This is a genomic window from Taklimakanibacter albus (assembly GCF_016595235.1).
GTDB classification, from domain to species: Bacteria; Pseudomonadota; Alphaproteobacteria; order Rhizobiales; family Aestuariivirgaceae; genus Taklimakanibacter; species Taklimakanibacter albus.
On record NZ_JAENHL010000008.1, the window covers coordinates 1,300,381 to 1,315,791 of the forward strand.

Annotated in this window: 16 protein-coding genes; 12 read left to right on the plus strand and 4 right to left on the minus strand. The window is 63.7% G+C overall.

Going from position 1 to position 15,411, the window contains the following annotated elements:
* Positions 1 to 72 precede the first annotated feature (72 nt).
* The 5 genes from JHL16_RS29190 (at position 73) to JHL16_RS29210 (ending at position 6,291) form a co-directional block, all read left to right on the plus strand.
* A complete protein-coding gene (locus tag JHL16_RS29190; protein ID WP_200188395.1) occupies positions 73 to 690 on the plus strand; it encodes an HAD family hydrolase in 618 nt (205 codons plus the stop codon).
* Positions 687 to 2,033 carry an MATE family efflux transporter gene (locus JHL16_RS29195; protein WP_200188396.1) on the plus strand — a complete coding sequence of 449 codons (1,347 nt, stop codon included), beginning with the start codon at positions 687 to 689 and terminating at the stop codon, positions 2,031 to 2,033. The genes JHL16_RS29190 and JHL16_RS29195 overlap by 4 nt, the downstream gene beginning before the upstream one ends.
* A 37-nt stretch (positions 2,034 to 2,070) precedes the next feature.
* The gene (locus tag JHL16_RS29200; protein WP_200188397.1) at positions 2,071 to 2,739 is read left to right on the plus strand and encodes a DUF937 domain-containing protein; all 669 of its coding nucleotides are present in this window, start codon (positions 2,071 to 2,073) and stop codon (positions 2,737 to 2,739) included.
* A 22-nt stretch (positions 2,740 to 2,761) separates the two neighbouring features.
* On the plus strand, positions 2,762 to 3,883 hold the full coding sequence (locus tag JHL16_RS29205) for a DUF937 domain-containing protein (protein ID WP_200188398.1): 1,122 nt from the start codon (positions 2,762 to 2,764) through the stop codon (positions 3,881 to 3,883).
* Between the two features lie 266 nt (positions 3,884 to 4,149).
* The gene (locus JHL16_RS29210) at positions 4,150 to 6,291 is read left to right on the plus strand and encodes a DNA/RNA non-specific endonuclease (RefSeq protein WP_200188399.1); all 2,142 of its coding nucleotides are present in this window, start codon (positions 4,150 to 4,152) and stop codon (positions 6,289 to 6,291) included.
* A 66-nt stretch (positions 6,292 to 6,357) separates the two neighbouring features.
* Here JHL16_RS29210 and JHL16_RS29215 read toward each other — a convergent pair whose 3' ends face one another.
* Positions 6,358 to 6,636 (minus strand): YjiS-like domain-containing protein, encoded by a 279-nt coding sequence (locus tag JHL16_RS29215; protein WP_200188400.1) that lies wholly within the window; start codon positions 6,634 to 6,636, stop codon positions 6,358 to 6,360.
* A gap of 164 nt (positions 6,637 to 6,800) precedes the next feature.
* Here JHL16_RS29215 and JHL16_RS29220 point away from each other — a divergent pair, with 164 nt between their 5' ends.
* The 3 genes from JHL16_RS29220 to JHL16_RS29230 all read left to right on the plus strand — a co-directional run bounded on the left by JHL16_RS29220 (position 6,801) and on the right by JHL16_RS29230 (position 9,267).
* Complete coding sequence (locus JHL16_RS29220) at positions 6,801 to 7,682, plus strand: LysR substrate-binding domain-containing protein (RefSeq protein ID WP_200188401.1); 882 nt, start codon at positions 6,801 to 6,803, stop codon at positions 7,680 to 7,682.
* 81 nt (positions 7,683 to 7,763) lie between these two features.
* Positions 7,764 to 8,753 (plus strand): NAD(P)H-dependent flavin oxidoreductase, encoded by a 990-nt coding sequence (locus JHL16_RS29225; protein WP_200188402.1) that lies wholly within the window; start codon positions 7,764 to 7,766, stop codon positions 8,751 to 8,753.
* An 85-nt stretch (positions 8,754 to 8,838) separates the two neighbouring features.
* Positions 8,839 to 9,267, plus strand: coding sequence for an L-2-amino-thiazoline-4-carboxylic acid hydrolase (locus JHL16_RS29230; protein WP_200188403.1), 429 nt, complete (start codon positions 8,839 to 8,841; stop codon positions 9,265 to 9,267).
* A 4-nt stretch (positions 9,268 to 9,271) separates the two neighbouring features.
* Here JHL16_RS29230 and JHL16_RS29235 read toward each other — a convergent pair whose 3' ends face one another.
* From JHL16_RS29235 to JHL16_RS29245, 3 genes are all read right to left on the minus strand, one after another.
* Positions 9,272 to 9,787 carry a DUF2569 family protein gene (locus tag JHL16_RS29235; RefSeq protein WP_200188404.1) on the minus strand — a complete coding sequence of 172 codons (516 nt, stop codon included), beginning with the start codon at positions 9,785 to 9,787 and terminating at the stop codon, positions 9,272 to 9,274.
* A gap of 12 nt (positions 9,788 to 9,799) precedes the next feature.
* On the minus strand, positions 9,800 to 11,182 hold the full coding sequence (locus tag JHL16_RS29240; RefSeq protein WP_348647292.1) for a glutamate--cysteine ligase: 1,383 nt from the start codon (positions 11,180 to 11,182) through the stop codon (positions 9,800 to 9,802).
* Positions 11,183 to 11,274: 92 nt separating this feature from the next.
* Complete coding sequence (locus tag JHL16_RS29245) at positions 11,275 to 12,003, minus strand: 16S rRNA (uracil(1498)-N(3))-methyltransferase (RefSeq protein WP_200188405.1); 729 nt, start codon at positions 12,001 to 12,003, stop codon at positions 11,275 to 11,277.
* 139 nt (positions 12,004 to 12,142) lie between these two features.
* Here JHL16_RS29245 and ubiA point away from each other — a divergent pair, with 139 nt between their 5' ends.
* From ubiA to JHL16_RS29265, 4 genes are read left to right on the plus strand one after another with little or no spacing between them, the layout of a single operon-like run.
* Entirely contained in the window at positions 12,143 to 13,063 is a 921-nt protein-coding gene (ubiA, locus tag JHL16_RS29250; RefSeq protein WP_200188406.1) for a 4-hydroxybenzoate octaprenyltransferase, read from the plus strand.
* Entirely contained in the window at positions 13,060 to 14,397 is a 1,338-nt protein-coding gene (locus JHL16_RS29255) for a TldD/PmbA family protein (protein ID WP_200188407.1), read from the plus strand. Before ubiA ends, JHL16_RS29255 begins: the two co-directional genes overlap by 4 nt.
* Positions 14,384 to 15,148, plus strand: a complete 765-nt coding sequence (locus JHL16_RS29260; RefSeq protein WP_200188408.1) for an inositol monophosphatase family protein — start codon at positions 14,384 to 14,386, stop codon at positions 15,146 to 15,148. Before JHL16_RS29255 ends, JHL16_RS29260 begins: the two co-directional genes overlap by 14 nt.
* On the plus strand, positions 15,145 to 15,408 hold the full coding sequence (locus tag JHL16_RS29265; protein WP_200188409.1) for a DUF4170 domain-containing protein: 264 nt from the start codon (positions 15,145 to 15,147) through the stop codon (positions 15,406 to 15,408). Before JHL16_RS29260 ends, JHL16_RS29265 begins: the two co-directional genes overlap by 4 nt.
* Positions 15,409 to 15,411: the final 3 nt, after the last annotated feature.

Below are 15,411 nucleotides of genomic sequence, written 5' to 3' on the forward strand. Positions count from 1 at the left end.
AAAATACCTTCGCCTCGGTGTAGCATGCGGAGCCCGGCCCAGAATCAGAAGACTCGATGAATTGCCGCAAGGATGACCTTCGATATCGTCATATTCGACCTCGACGACGTGTTGTGCCGCTACGATCTCGGCGCAAGGCTCAGGGCGCTCGGCCGGATTTCCCATAAGACGCCGCGCGACATCCGCGCCGCTCTGTGGGATTCGGGCTTCGAGGATGCCGCCGATTCAGGCACCTATCAGAGCGCGGAAGACTATCTCGCCGAATTCGCCCGCCGCCTCGGCCATCCGATCAGCCAGGACGAATGGATCGCGGCGCGCCGTGCCGCCATTCAGCCCTGGCCCGATATGCTGGCGCTGGTTCGTGAGATCGCCCGGCACCGGCGCGTGGCGCTCTTCACCAATAACGGGCCGCTGATGAAGGCGGGGATCGCCGAGGTATTTCCGGACGCCGCGCAGATTTTCGGCGCCGACTGCTATTTCTCCTTCGAGTTCATGACCAAGAAACCCGATCCCGAAAGCTATCGCCGGCTGATGCGGCGTCTCGACATCGATGCCGGCAAGGCCTGGTTCACCGACGACAAGAAATCCAATGTCGACGGGGCGCGGATCGCCGGCCTCACGGCCCATCATTTCACCGGGCGCACCGGCTTCGAGCGCGAGGCCCGCGCACTGGGTCTTCTGTCCGCATGAGCACGGCAGCGACAAGCGAAGCCCGCTTCGTGACGGGCTCGACCATGCGGCATGTGGTGGTGATGACCTTCACCGGCGCGCTCGGCCTCATGTCGATGTTCCTGGTCGATCTGCTCGATCTCTTTTATCTGAGCCTCCTGGGCAAGACCGAGATCACCGCGGCGATCGGTTATGCCGGCACCGTCGTCTTCGTCAATCTGTCGCTGTGCATCGGCACCGGCATAGCCGCCGCGGTGCTGGTGGCGCGCAATCTCGGCGCCGGGCGGCCGGAGCGGGCGCGTGAATTCGCCACCAGCTGCTTCATGTATTCCTGCATCCTGTCGGCGATCTTTTCGGGCCTCATCGCCTTCGGCGCCGACTGGCTCCTGCGTCTGCTCGGCGCCGAGGGTGAGGCACTCCATCTCGCCAAGCAGTTCGTCTGGATCGCGTCCCCCGGTTTCGTGGTGCTGGCGGGCGGGGTCGCCTGCTCTTTCACGCTCCGGGGCCTGGGCGATGCCAGGCGCGCGATGTATGTGACCCTGGTCGTCGCCATCGTCATCGCCATTCTCGACCCGATCTTCATCTTCTGGCTAGGCTGGGGCATCCAGGGCGCGGCGCTGGCCGGCGTCATCGCCGATATCTGCTCGCTCGCTGTCGGCCTTCACAGCGTCCATCGCGTCCATAATTTCTTCGCGCCGCCGAGCCTCGCCAGGCTCAAGGCGGATATACGCGAGATCTCCGAGATCGCGGTGCCGGCGATGCTGACGCAGCTCGCCACACCCTTCGCCAATGCCTATGTGACGCGCGCCGTGGCGCCGTTCGGCAATGAGGCGGTCGCCGCGGCGGCGATCATCGGGCGCGTCATCCCGGTTGCCTTCGGCATCATCTTCTCGCTGTCGGGATCGGTCGGTCCGATCATCGGGCAGAATTACGGCGCCCGCCTTTATGACCGGGTGCGCCGCACGCTCACCGACGGGCTCATCTTCGCGACCATCTACACGCTGATCACGTCAGCCCTTCTGTTCGCCTTCCGCCACGAAATCGCCGAGCTGTTCCGCGCCAGCGGCCGCACCCATGAGCTCGTCTTGTTCTTCTGCAGCTTCATCGCCGCGAGCTGGGCTTTCGCCGGCGCGCAATTCGTCGCCAGCGCCGCCTTCAACAATCTCGGCCATCCCAACACGTCGACGGTCTTCAACTGGGCCAAGGCGACGATCGGCACCATTCCCTTCGCGATCTATGGCGCTGAGGTCGCCGGCCCCGAAGGCGTGATGGTCGGGGTGGCGATCGGGTCGATCATCTTCGGTGTTGCCTCCGTGGCCTGGGCCTATAGGATCGTGGCCAAGGTCGCGCAGCAGAAAACCTGACATGAGTTTGTGACTTTGGGTTGGTGAAATGGGGTTGATGGACATATTGCGCTCGGCCCAGGATGGGCAGTTCTTCGCCAATGCCGGACAGGCGGCGGGCATCGATCCGAAACGCGCGGAAGAGGCACTCGGGCGCATGGGCGCCGCCATCGCCGGCCAATTGCACAAGCGGGCCGAGGACCCCGAGGCCCTGGAGAAGCTTCTCGATCTGCTTGAGGACGGCGACGGCGACGCCTTTCTCGATGATTCCAATTTTATGGATGATCCCGAGCTCGTCGCGGACGGCGAGGCGGTGCTCGCCGATATCTATGGCTCGGCGACGACGGCGCGCAAGGCGCTCGCCATCGCACCCAAGGACGCGGCGATGAACAAGCTGGCGGCGATCGCGGCGAGCGCCGTCCTCGCGGTTCTGGCGCGCCAATATGCGCAACCGCAGAGGCAGGGGCTGATGGGCGAGCAGCGCGCGGCGGGCAATGGCGAAGAGCACGGCGGAATTCTCTCGACCATCATCGAAGCGGTGGTCAAAGGCGCGGTGCAGGGCGCCACGCGGCAACTGGCGCCGAAGCGGCGGCGCCGGCGTACCACCAGCATTTTCGGCACCACGCGCAAATCCACGCCGCGCAAGCGAACGACGCGCAAGAAGCTTAGCGGCACGTTCTCGCTCGATCAGATCTTCGGCGAGATTCTCGGCAACCTTCGGCGTTAACCAGAGCAGAAAGAGGCAGATCATGGATATCGCGGAAATCGGCCGTCAATTCGGCCTCAACGAAGCACAGACGCGCGCCGCCTTCGAGCAATTGGCGCCCGTCGTCGCCGCCGGCATCCGGCGCAACAACCAGTCGGATGACGGGCTCGCCAATCTCCTGAAGGCGCTGCAGGCGGGCAATCACAGCCAATATGCCGACAACACCTCGGCGCTCGGCTATGACCAGGTCGCCGACGACGGCAATGCCATATTGGGCCATGTCTTCGGTTCGAAGGATGTGAGCCGTGGCGTCGCCAATCAGGCAGCCGATCTGTCCGGCGTCTCATCGGCGGTGCTCAAGAAGATGCTGCCGGTCATCGCCGCCATCATCATGGGCCAGCTCGCCAAGGGCATGTTCGGCGGCGGCAAGCCGGCGTCGGCCAATACGCCCTCCCCTGCGCCGGCACCTGGTGGCCAGGGCGGTGGCGGGCTCGGCGATATTCTGGGCGACATTTTGGGCGGCGGCGCCGGCCAGGGCCAAGCCGCACCACGCGGCGGATCAGCCGGCGGTCAGGGCGGCGGCGGCCTCGGTGACATTCTCGGCGACATATTGGGCGGCGGCGCCGGCCAGGGTCAGGCGGCACCACGCGGCGGGCCAGCCGGCGGCCAGGGCGGCGGCGGGCTTGGTGACATCCTCGGCGACATACTGGGCGGCGGCGCCGGCCAGGGTCAGGCCGCACCACGCGGCGGATCGGCCGGTGGCCAGGGCGGCGGCGGGCTTGGTGACATCCTCGGCGACATACTGGGCGGCGGCGCCCAGGGTCAGCAGGGCCAAGCGGCCCCCCGGGGCGGCCAAGGCGGTGGTGGCCTCGGTGACATTCTCGGCGATATTTTGGGCGGCGGGGCCGGTGGCGGCCAAGCCGGCGGAGCGCCACGGCCGCAAGCCGGCGGCCAAGGCGGACCCGGCGGCGTCAGTATCGAAGACCTGCTGCGTGAGATGATGGGCGGCGGCCAGGGTGGAGGTGGAGCCGGCGGCGGGTACAATCAGGATATCACTCAGCGCAGCCGCAAGCGACTCGACGACGTCCTGGGCGGCGGTACATCCAGCGGCAATGCCGCTGACGACCTGCTCAATTCGGTCGACCGGATGACCAAGCGGCGCTAACGCCGGATAAAAGCATCAGGGGGCGCCAGGTAGATCCGGCGCCCCATCAATCTCCGGACGTTTCAGCCCAGACACTGAAAAAGACGCAGACTCACGGCGAGGACCGTGATAATATTGACGTGAGGGCAGTGTAAGGTCGATCCCTTACTGGATCGCACCATCGATAAGCGTGCCTAGCCGCCACTGCCCCGAGCGCCTCTCGAATTCTGTCATTCCATTCCGTCTTTCGGGGGCGCCACACAACTCCATTTGCGAAAGCGAAACAGATGAAAGTCCGTGATCTGAGACAAATCGTCGATCGCACCACGCAGGAAATGGCTGCGAGCCTGCCCGGCCTGCGCGGCCGGGAATTCGTCAAGCCGCGCGACATGAACTCCCCCGCCAAACTCGAATTGCGGCGGCGAACGCTCACCGAAACAGTCCTGCGTCCGTCCAAGTCCGAGAAGGAGCGGATATTGGGCGACAACGACCTCGTCGATCTCAACTTCTTCGAGCGCGGTCTTTTCGCGGCAAAGTCGGTGTGCCGGGTCATCCTGCGCGACGAGGCCGAGCGGCAGATCGGCGCCGCCAGCGGCTTCATGGTGTCGCCCTCGCTCCTGCTGACCAATCATCATGTCTTTCCCCATGCCGGGGAGGCGGCGCTTGCGCTCGCGCAGTTCGACTATGTGCTCGATATCGAAGGCATAGAACGGCGCGGACCTTCATTCAGGACGCGTCCCGACATCTACTTCTTCGCCCATGAGGAGCTCGACTTCGCCATCGTCGCGGTGGACCAGACCCCGGACGGCGATCCGGGCAATGCGGGGCTCACGACATATCGATATCTGCGCCTCAATCCAAATCACGGCAAAATCAATGAGGGCGAATTCATCTCCATCATCCAGCATCCGTCGGGTCTGCCGAAACAAGTGGCGCTGCGCGAGAACAAGCTGCTCAAGAAGGAGGATAATTTTCTCGTCTACCATTCGGACACGGCGCAAGGATCTTCGGGATCGCCGCTCTTCAACGACACATGGCAAGTGGTCGGATTGCATAGCGCCGGTGTTCCCCGGAAGAACGCCAAGGGGCAATGGCTGACCAAGACCGGCACCGTCGCCGACAATTCGACCGACGATGGCGAGATCGACTGGATCGGCAATCGCGGCATACGCGCCAGCCGGATCGTGGCGGCGCTCGGCGAAGCGCCGGGAAGCCCGTTGCTGGATGAGTTCATGGCGACCGCCAGCGGAGAAAAAGCTCTGTCGTCACCACCGCCGGGCTCGATCCCTCCCGATGGCCCGCGGACGGTCGAAGCGGGGACATCCAGTATCTCCAGGCTCCGCGTCACAGCGATGGCTCAGGGCACCCGCATCGATCTGCCGATCGGCTATGCCGCCGAGATCGAACATATCGGCTCAAGCGCGCCGCCAACGCCAACCACGCCGGCGGGCGGTGCCGATGTGATCGCCGCCACCGAAGCCTACAAGGCGCCGGTGATCGATTCGAAATATGAAAACCGGACGGGCTACGACAAGAACTTTCTCAGCGAGGTCATCGCGTTGCCACGGGTGACCAAGCCGGCGCTGGCGGCGAAAATGTCCAGCGGCGGAACGGCCATCCCCTATGAGCACTTCTCGATTGTCATGCACAAGGCGCGGCGGCTGGCGATGTTCACAGCCAGCAATGTCGATGCCACAGAGAAGGCGCGGCGACCCGAACCGTCCAAAAGCTATTCGCGCAAGGCGCTGGGCGGGCTGGCCGACGGCGACATCGAAAAATGGGTTCCCGAAGAGCGCATCGATGCCGCTCATCAGCTGCCGGACGCCTTCTTCAAGAATGACCGCAAATCCTTCGACAAGGGGCATATCGTTCGCCGTGACGATGTCGTGTGGGGCAAAACCTATGCGCAAGTGCGCCGCGCCAATGGCGACAGCTACCACGTCACCAACTGCTCGCCGCAGGTGGCGGCCTTCAACCAATCCAAACTGGGAGGCGACTGGGGCCGTCTCGAGAACATGATCCTCAAACAGGCCAAAGGCGAAAAGGTCGTGATCTTTGCCGGGCCGGTCTTCGACGACAAGAAGGACAGGCCCTTCAAAGGCAAGGACGAGAACGGCGATGAACTGATCGTGCAAATTCCATCGCAGTTCTGGAAGATCGTCGTCGCCGACGGGCCCAAAGGGCTCGAGGCCTATGGCTTCATCCTGAAGCAGGACCTGAAAACGGTCGACTGGGAGTTCAAGGTCGATTCGGAATGGGTGGAGGAACTAACCCCTCTCAAAGACATCCAGGCGCTGGCCGACTTCATCAGGCTTCCGAAGAACGTCATGCGCGCCGACATGTATGGACGGATCGAACCCCATGAGTCGCTGGCGATGAACGAAATCGTACGCCAGGGCCCCTCTTCCCGATCCCGCCGGCGCGGCTGAGGCACAAAAAGAAGCAGGCGGCCCAGGGGTGGGAACCGCCTGCCAGTCAGTCGGGGGGAGTCAGGTTCAGTAGGCGCCCCAGCCGGGGCGGTTGCGGGGCTGATGGCGATCGCGCAGCACGGCACGGTCTTCCAGGGCCCGGGTCGGGTCGGTGGTGATCGGCAGCTTCGCCGCCCATTCCAGATCGGCCCGGCTGACGCCGATATCGGCCAGCAGGAAATCATCGAATTCGGTGAGCTGGGTCACTTCCTTGCGCGCCCTCCAGTTGTGGAAGAGCCTCGAAAACAGCGACCGGTTGCCGATACGGTCTTCGAAAATCGCGCGGTTCAGGGCATAATCTCTCATGACACGATCCTCCGTAGCGCCAGAAAATCATTCCCCTGGCGGGCCGGCCACCCGAAAGCGGCTCAAGCGGTTCATCTGAATGTCCTTAATCTGCGCTTCCGCTATTGATAAATCCAACGAATATGTCTTATACTTTCCATCAATACTATTGATGGAGATGTGGCATGATCCCCAATCTCGACGTCGACCTCCTGAAGACATTCCTGGCCATTGCCGACACCGGCAATTTCACCCGCGCCGCCGAGGAAGTGCACAAGACGCAGTCGGCTGTGTCCATGCAGATGAAGCGGCTCGAGGAACTGGTGGGCCGTCCCCTCTTCACGCGCGACGGGCGGCAGAGCCGGTTCACCGCCGATGGCGAACGGCTGATCGAATATGCCCGTCGTATCGTCAATCTCAATGACGAGGCGGTCGCCGCCTTCACCAAGCCCGAGCTGACCGGCACGCTGCGCTTCGGCACGCCCGACGACTATGCCGACCGCTTCCTGCCCGAGATCCTGGCGCGCTTCTCGCGCACCCATCCCTTGGTGACGGTCAATGTCGACTGCGCCATGAGTCCGGTTCTCTATGAGCGCTCGCGCCATGGCGAGCTCGATCTGGCACTCGTCACCGCCTGCTCGGAAATCATCGCCGACGAAATCGTGCGCACCGAAAATCTGGTCTGGGTGACCTCGCAGCGCCACAGCGCCCATATGCTCGATACGCTGCCCGTCGCCTTGTCGCATACAGGCTGCGAATGGCGGGCGCTGGCGGTCGGCGCGCTCGAGCGCCAGGGCCGCAAATACCGCATCGCCTATTCGAGTCCCAATTCCAATGCGGTGAATGCCGCGGTGCTGGCCGGGCTCGCGGTCGGCGCGATACCGGAAATCTGCCTGCGTCCGGGCATGCGTCTCCTCTCCGAGAAAGACGGCTTTCCGAAGCTCAGCCAATTCCGCATCGGTATCGTGCACCGGCCAGGCCGGCGCAGCTCGGCGGCCGAGGCGCTGAGCCGCCATATCTCGGAAAGCATCTCCAATATGCCGCGCCAGCTGATGGCGGCGGAATAGCCGCTCCCGAAAAACTGCATGACTTTCCGTCAATGCCCGGGCGCATACTGATCCTCCCGATATGAAGGAGATCTTGAGATCATGGCGATCACCACGGCGCTGACCAGACTGCTCGGCATCCCCCATCCGATCATTCTGGCGCCGATGGGCGGCGTCGCCGGCGGCAGGCTGGCAGCGGCGGTGAGCCAGGCGGGCGGCTTCGGCATGATCGGCGGCGGCTATGGCAATCCGAAAGCCGGCTATGGCGGCACCAGCTGGATGGACGAGCAATTCCGCGCCGCTGGCAATGCGCAGATCGGTGTCGGCTACATCACCTGGTCGCTCCAGCAATTTCCCGAACTCTTCGACCAGGCGATGGAACGCTCACCGAAAGTCTTCGGCCTCGCTTTCGGCGACGAAATGCAGTTCGCGCCACGCATCAAGGCGGCCGGCGTCAAGCTCCTCTGCCAGGTGCAGGATCTCGACGGCGCCAAACGGGCGCTCGATGCCGGCGCCGACATCGTCGTGGCGCAAGGCACGGAAGCGGGCGGCCACGGCAAGTCGGGGCGCACGACGCTCACCCTCACCCCGGCAGTGGTCGACATTGCGGGCGAGATACCGGTTGTGGCGGCGGGAGGACTTTCCGACGGGCGCGGCCTCGCAGCGGCGCTGATGCTGGGAGCTTCCGGAATATTGGTCGGCACGCGTTTCTGGGCAACGCCCGAAGCGCTCGGCAGCGACCGGGTGAAGCAATTGCTGACGCTGGCGCGCAGCGACGACACGCAGCGCACCCGTGTCTTCGACATCGTGCGCGAGCTGCCCTGGCCCGACGGTTATACCGGCCGCGCGCTCGTCAACGACTTCAGCCGGAAGTGGCACGGAAACGAAGGCGCGCTTGAAAAGAACCTGACGCGCGAGACGGAAGCCTATTGGACAGCGGCGCGTGCCGGCGACACCAACACATCCGTCGTCTTCGCCGGCGAAGGCCTCGATCTCATTCACGACATCAAGCCCGCCGGCGAAATCGTGCGGACGATAGCGGCGGACGCCGAAGACTTGCTCACGTCGCGCGCGGGCATTGAGATCGGCTAACTTCCGGAAGGCACAAACTCGGAGAGAACGTCTGTCCCACAAGCCCACCAACAAATTGCTGTATGACGCCATCAAGGATCGCGGCATGGCCTATCTGATGGCGTTTCGCGAACTCAAGGCCCGCTATGGCGAGGATGAAGCCAAGGATGTGATGCGAAGCGCAAGCCGCGCCCACGGACTCCACGTCGGCAAATCGCTGGCGGGCTGCGCGCCGAGAGACTTCGAAGGCATGGCGAAAGGCTTCGCGAAATCACCCGATGACGGCTCGGTGTTCTGCCCGGACATCAGGCGGCTCGACAGCTCGGGCCTCGACGTGAAGATGATGGCCTGCCCGATCAAGGACGCCTGGGTCGAGGCCGGCTGCAGCGACGAGGAAATCGTCACCTTGCTGCACTGTGCTTCCGCATTTGACGCGGCCACCCTGGAAGCGGCGGGTTTCGAGTATGAGATCGAACTCTGGTCTCCCGGACAGGAGGGGTGCTGCCTGACCCGGATCAGAGAGAAGGCCGAATAGAGCCCTAGTTCACGAAGGTCGCCTTGACGCGCTTCGAAACAATAAAATAGGGAGCCCAGATCAGGGTCCCGACGACCGTCCAAAAGAGATCCCGCGCAGCACGCGCTTCTTCCTCGGGTGTGCCGCTGAATTCTGAAAAGGTGGAGGCCAGCCACATCTCGTACATCAACGCTGCCAGGCCAAGACAATAATAGCCGATCATCAGACGAGGCAGCATCCGCTTCTTGAGATACATCAAGGCCAGCGCCGCGGCGGCCAGAAAAATGATCGCCACGCCGGAAGCCAGCGAGATGACGACCGGTATGAACATCCATCTGCTTTCAGGATTGAGCAGAAGCTCCAGAAGGCCGGACCAGTCCCGCCAGGCGGGCCAGATGTTGACGCCGGTCAACCATATCGTCGTAACGAGATTTATGATGGGGATAACCAGCCAACCGCCGATGCCCTGGGGACGCGGCGCCGGTGACGCCGGGTGAGGCTCATCTTGCGCCTCGCCATCCATCGCCGTTTCACTCGTCACGAAACGCAGGCCTCAATATGCAAAGTCGCGGAAAACGCGGCGCACGTCGTGGTTCCAGCTCGTGTCATAAAGCTGCAACAGGTCCTCGGCGCGGGTGCGGCCCGAGGCGGCGATATCGTCGAGATCGTCGAGGAAGCGCGTTTCGGTCTTGCCCTTGCAGCCGACGATGCGGCGCTCGCCCAGGCCCTTGCGCGACAGCGCCAGCATGTGCTTGGCGACGTCCTGCACCGTGCGGCCCTTGACGGTCGCCTGCAGCGCCTCGCGCGGCACCGCCTCACGCAATTTCTGCCGGTCGTCGGCCGACCAGTCCTTCACCAGCTCCCAGGCGCCGTCGAGCGCCGTCTGGTCATAGAAGATGCCGACCCACAGTGCGGGGAGCGCGCAGAGCGTGCGCCAGGGACCGGTATCGGCGCCGCGCATCTCCAGGAATTTCTTGAGTCGCACTTCCGGGAAGATCGTCGTCAGATGATCCGACCAGTCCTGCTGCGTCGGCCGCTCACCCGGCAATTGCGGCAGCTTGCCTTCCATGAAGGCGCGGAAGCTCTCGCCCGATGTGTTGTGATAATGGCCGTCGCGATGGACGAAATACATCGGCACGTCGAGCGCATAATCGACATAACGCTCATAGCCCATGCCGGGTTCGAAAGCGAAGGGCAGCATGCCGGAGCGGTCGGGATCGGTATCGAGCCAGACGGCCGAGCGGAAGCTCTTAAAGCCGTTGGGCTTTCCTTCCGTGAACGGAGAATTGGCGAAGAGCGCGGTCGCCACCGGCTGCAGCGCCAGCGAGACGCGCAGCTTCTTGACCATGTCGGCTTCCGAGGAGAAGTCGAGATTGACCTGCACCGTCGAGGTGCGGAACATCATGTCGCGGCCGTGCTTGCCCTTCTTGTCCATATAGGGCGCCATGATCTTGTAGCGGCCCTTGGGCATGACCGGTGTCTCGGCCCGCGTCCAGATGGGCGATGAACCAAGGCCGAGGAAGCCAATGCCCAAAGCATCACCGATCTCGCGCACCTGGGCCAGATGGTTATGCACCTCGTCGCAGGTCTCATGCACGGTCGCCAAGGGCGCGCCCGACAATTCGAACTGGCCGCCCGGCTCGAGCGAGATCGACCCCAGCCCCGTGGGATCGGCGAGCGCGATGATGTTGCCCTCCTCATAGACGCCGGTCCAGCCGAAGCGGGCCTTGAGCCCTTCGAGCAGCGCCTTGATCGAGCGTGGACCGTCATAGGGGACGGGGTTCAACGTATCGGTCAGAAAAGGGAATTTCTCGTGCTCGGTGCCGATGCGCCATTCCGACTCGGGCTTCTCGCCCTTGGCGATATAGTCGACCAGCTGGCGTTTGCTGGTGATGGCGGCGCGTGCTTCCGGGCTGTCAGGTGTAGGTCCGCTCACGATCAATTCCCATGATATTGCCTGGGGAAGCGTTTAGGCGGCGGCCCACCTTCCGACAAGTCAAAGATTGTGATGGGCGCCCCGGCAAAAAATCATGAATGCCAGTCGCCCAGGACCGCCTGGACCACGGCCAAAGCGGCGGTGCCGGCGGTATCGGCCCGCATGATCCGGGGCCCCAGCGAGATGACGGTCACGAAAGGAAGCCGCTTCAGCCCCTCCCGCTCCTCAGGTGTAAAACCGCCTTCCGGGCCGACCAGAAGGGCGGCGGGAAGCTTGAGACCTTTGAGGAGCGCTATCGTGTCGGCGCCGTCCGAGCGTTCGTCGCAATAGATCAGAGCACGATCGGCCGGCCATTTGGCCAGCAGCCGGTCGAGCTTTTCCGGCTCAAACACCTCGGGCACATACACCAGATTGCACTGCTCGGCCGCCTCCACCGCATTGGCCTTCATCCGGTCGAGGTTGACGCGGTCGACAATGGTGCGCGCCGTATAGACGGGACGCAGGCGGCGGGCGCCGAGTTCGGTCGCCTTCTGCACCAGATAATCGAGACGGGCATGTTTGAGCGGCGCGAAGACGAAATCGATATCGGGCGGCGGGGCCGCCTCGGCGAGCTGCTTTTCGCAGATGACGCTCATCGCCTTGCGGGCGACGGTGCCGAGATAGGCCAGATATTCGCCATCCTGCGTGTTGAAGAGCCTGACCGGGTCACCGGGCTTGAGCCGCATCACATCGCGCAGATAATGGGCCTGATCCTGCCCCAGCTGATGCTCGGCTCGTTCAGCAAGCTTTTCGGCAACGTAAAGGCGCGGCGTGTCTTTCATAAGTTCATTTTCTATTGGCGCATGATCTTTTCGGAAAACCGGCATCCACTTTTCCGGATCAGCGGTACCTAACCTCCCCCAGCGGCTGCGCGCAATGGGCCTATTTGCACGCCCGGACCTCCCGGGCTAACACAGCCCCATGACCGACCATGTCGCCGATGCGCCCCCCGACAATTGGGTCGACCGGTTTATGCCGAGGCCCTGGCGCCCCTATGCGCGGCTCATGCGGCTCGACCGGCCGATCGGGCTGTGGCTGCTGCTGATCCCCTGCTGGTGGGGCCTTGTCCTGGCGCAGATCGCCGCAGGCGGCGGCATGCCCAATCTCTGGTACGGCCTGCTCTTCCTCCTGGGTGCCCTCGTCATGCGCGGCGCCGGCTGCACCCTCAACGATCTCGCCGACCGCGACTTCGACGCCCAGGTGGCGCGCACCCGCTCGCGGCCGATCCCCTCGGGGCAGGTCAGCGTCAAGGCGGCCCTCGCCTTCCTGATCCTGCAGTGCCTCTTAGGCCTCGTGATCCTGCTGCAGTTCAACTGGCCGACGGTTGTCCTCGGAGCAGCCTCGCTCATCCTCGTCGCCATCTATCCGTTCATGAAGCGCTTCACCTATTGGCCCCAGGTCTTTCTGGGCCTCGCCTTCAACTGGGGGGCGCTGGTCGGCTGGAGCGCCATTCACGGCGAGATCGCCTGGCCCGCCATCCTGCTCTATCTCGGTGGCATCGCCTGGACACTCGCCTATGACACGATCTACGCGCACCAGGACAAAGAGGACGATGTACTGATCGGGGTGAAATCGACAGCACTCAAGCTTGGCGCCGCGTCGATCTATTGGATCGCCGGCTTCTTCATCATCGCGCTTATCCTCATCGAGACGAGCCTCTGGCTTGCGCATGCCGGGCTTCTCGCCCATATGGGGGTGGCCTCGGCGGCGCTCCATGCCGCCTGGCAAATCGCCAGGCTCGATATCGACAACCCGCAAAACTGCCTGAAGCTGTTCCGCTCCAATCGCGATCTGGGGCTGCTGCTTCTCCTAGGGCTTCTTCTCGACACATTGATCAGATGACCAAAGACCTTCTCGCTCTCGCTCATACCGCGCTCGCGCGTGCCAGACATTTCGGCGCCAGCGCCGCCGACGCGCTCGTCGTCGACGGCCGCAGCCTCGAAGTGGCGGTGCGCGACGGCGCGATCGAAAATCTCGAACAGTCGGAAGCGATCGAAGTCGGCTTGCGCGTTTTTGTCGGCCAGGCCTCGGCAGCAATCGCCACGAGCAAGATCGATGCGGCGGGCATCGACCGCATCGCCGAGCAGGCGGTCGCCATGGCGAAGGCGGCACCACCCGATCCCTATGCCGGCATCGCCAACCCCAACCAGATAGCGCACGACTGGGCAATGCCCGATATCGCCGGCGAGACGCTGCTCGATGCGGCGCAATTGCGCGACATGGCGCTCGCCGCCGAAAAAAGCGCGCTCGCCGTAAAGGGCGTGAGCAAGTCGGGCGGCGCCGGCGCATCGTCCTCCGACCGCAGCGTGGCGCTCGCCGCCTCCAACGGCTTTTCCGGCACCTATCAGCGCACCGGCCTTTCGCTCAGCGCCACCGCGATCGCCGGCGACGGCACGGCGATGGAACGCGACTATGATTATTCCTCCGTCATCCACCGCGAGGATCTGCGTAGCGCTGAGGATATCGGCAGCGAAGCCGGCCGCCGCGTGGTACGGCGCGTCAATCCGCGCAAGGTGAAGTCGCAGGCGGTGCCCGTCATCTATGACAGCCGCATCGCATCGAGCCTTGTCGGGCATTTCCTGTCGGCGATCATGGGCTCGGCGATCGCGCGCGGCACCAGCTTCCTGCGCGAGAAGCTCGGCGAACAGGTTTTCGGCGAAAACATCCACATCATCGACGACCCGCTGCGCCCGCGCGGCCTCGCCTCCAAACCCTTCGATGCCGAAGGCATCGCCACCAAGGTGCTGCCGCTCATCGAGGCGGGCGTGCTCAAGAGCTGGATCCTCGATCTCGGCTCGGCCCGGCAATTGGGACTTCAGACCACCGGCCACGCGGCGCGCGGCCTTGCCGGCCCGCCCGGGCCCTCCTCGTCCAATGTCATCTTGAGCCCCGGCAGCCTGTCGCTCGACGACATGATCAAATCAATCGGCACCGGCTTCTATGTGACCGAGCTCATCGGTCACGGACCCAATATTGTCACCGGCGACTACAGCCGCGGCGCTTCCGGCTTCTGGATCGAAAATGGCGAAGTCAGCTATCCGGTCAGCGAGGTGACGCTCGCCGGCAAGCTCGCCGACATGTTCCGCAACCTCGAGCCCGCCAATGATCTCGTCTATCGCGGCTCGATCAATGCGCCCTCCTGCCGCCTCGAAGGAATGACTCTTGGCGGACGCTGAACTTCTCGAAGACGCGGTGCGTGAAGCGGGTGCGTTGGCCAGTTCCTTGTTCCGAAAGGTCAAGCACTGGACGAAGAGCGACGGCTCGCCGGTCACCGAGGCCGATCTCGCGGTCGACAGACTGCTGAAGGAGCGGCTCCATGATACAAGGCCGGGTTATGGCTGGCTTTCGGAAGAAACGCCGGACACGCCGGACCGTCTCGGGCGCGCAAAAGTGTGGATAGTCGATCCGATCGACGGCACGCGCGCCTTCACCCACGGGGCGGATGAATGGTGCGTGGCCGCGGCACTGCTGACCGACGGTCGGCCGACGCTCGCCGCCATCTACCGTCCGATGACCGACGACTTCTATCAGGCCGCGGCCGGCAAGGGCGCCAGGCTCAATGGCCGGCCGCTCCATATCGACGCTACCTCCAGCCTCGCCGGCGCCCGTGTCCTCGGCAATGTCTCGGCCTTGAAGCAGCTTCAGGCCCAGGCCCCGGTGGAAGCGGTGCCGAGCGGCAACATACCGCTCGCTTTGCGGCTCGCTTTCGTGGCGCAAGGCAAGCTCGACGCGGCGCTCTCGACGACGCCCAAGCATGACTGGGACCTTGCGGCGGGCGATCTTCTGGTGCACGAAGCGGGAGGCATCGTCACCGGATTGAGCGGAAAAGTTTTTACCTATAACCGCGCTGTGACGCGGCAGGAAAATTACGTGGCCACGTCGCCGCAGTTGCAGGCGAAACTTCTGGAGCATCTTTCACCATCATGAGCAAGTCACCCAAGAAACAGCCGGAACAGCTTCTTCATCTGGTCTTCGGCGGCGAACTCACCGATCTCGACGGCATCACCTTCAAGGATGTCGCGGGGCTCGACATCGTCGGCATATTCCCGAATTTCGAGACGGCGCAGAAGGCCTGGCTCGGCAAAGCGCGCGAGACCATCGACAACGCCCAGATGCGCTATTTCATCGTGCATCTGCACCGCCTGCTCGATCCCGCGACCGACACGACGAAGAAGAAAAAGAGCTGACAC

Bases quoted from the DNA above. Each gene is read 5' to 3' on its own strand.
- JHL16_RS29215 (WP_200188400.1), bottom strand. From the start codon at position 6,636: ATGAGAGATTATGCCCTGAACCGCGCGATTTTCGAAGACCGTATCGGC.
- JHL16_RS29245 (WP_200188405.1), bottom strand. From the start codon at position 12,003: ATGAAAGACACGCCGCGCCTTTACGTTGCCGAAAAGCTTGCTGAACGA.
- JHL16_RS29190 (WP_200188395.1), top strand. From the start codon at position 73: ATGACCTTCGATATCGTCATATTCGACCTCGACGACGTGTTGTGCCGC.
- JHL16_RS29265 (WP_200188409.1), top strand. From the start codon at position 15,145: ATGAGCAAGTCACCCAAGAAACAGCCGGAACAGCTTCTTCATCTGGTC.
- JHL16_RS29255 (WP_200188407.1), top strand. From the start codon at position 13,060: ATGACCAAAGACCTTCTCGCTCTCGCTCATACCGCGCTCGCGCGTGCC.
- JHL16_RS29200 (WP_200188397.1), top strand. From the start codon at position 2,071: ATGGACATATTGCGCTCGGCCCAGGATGGGCAGTTCTTCGCCAATGCC.
- JHL16_RS29195 (WP_200188396.1), top strand. From the start codon at position 687: ATGAGCACGGCAGCGACAAGCGAAGCCCGCTTCGTGACGGGCTCGACC.
- ubiA (WP_200188406.1), top strand. From the start codon at position 12,143: ATGACCGACCATGTCGCCGATGCGCCCCCCGACAATTGGGTCGACCGG.
- JHL16_RS29205 (WP_200188398.1), top strand. From the start codon at position 2,762: ATGGATATCGCGGAAATCGGCCGTCAATTCGGCCTCAACGAAGCACAG.
- JHL16_RS29220 (WP_200188401.1), top strand. From the start codon at position 6,801: ATGATCCCCAATCTCGACGTCGACCTCCTGAAGACATTCCTGGCCATT.
- JHL16_RS29225 (WP_200188402.1), top strand. From the start codon at position 7,764: ATGGCGATCACCACGGCGCTGACCAGACTGCTCGGCATCCCCCATCCG.
- JHL16_RS29210 (WP_200188399.1), top strand. From the start codon at position 4,150: ATGAAAGTCCGTGATCTGAGACAAATCGTCGATCGCACCACGCAGGAA.
- JHL16_RS29230 (WP_200188403.1), top strand. From the start codon at position 8,839: ATGGCCTATCTGATGGCGTTTCGCGAACTCAAGGCCCGCTATGGCGAG.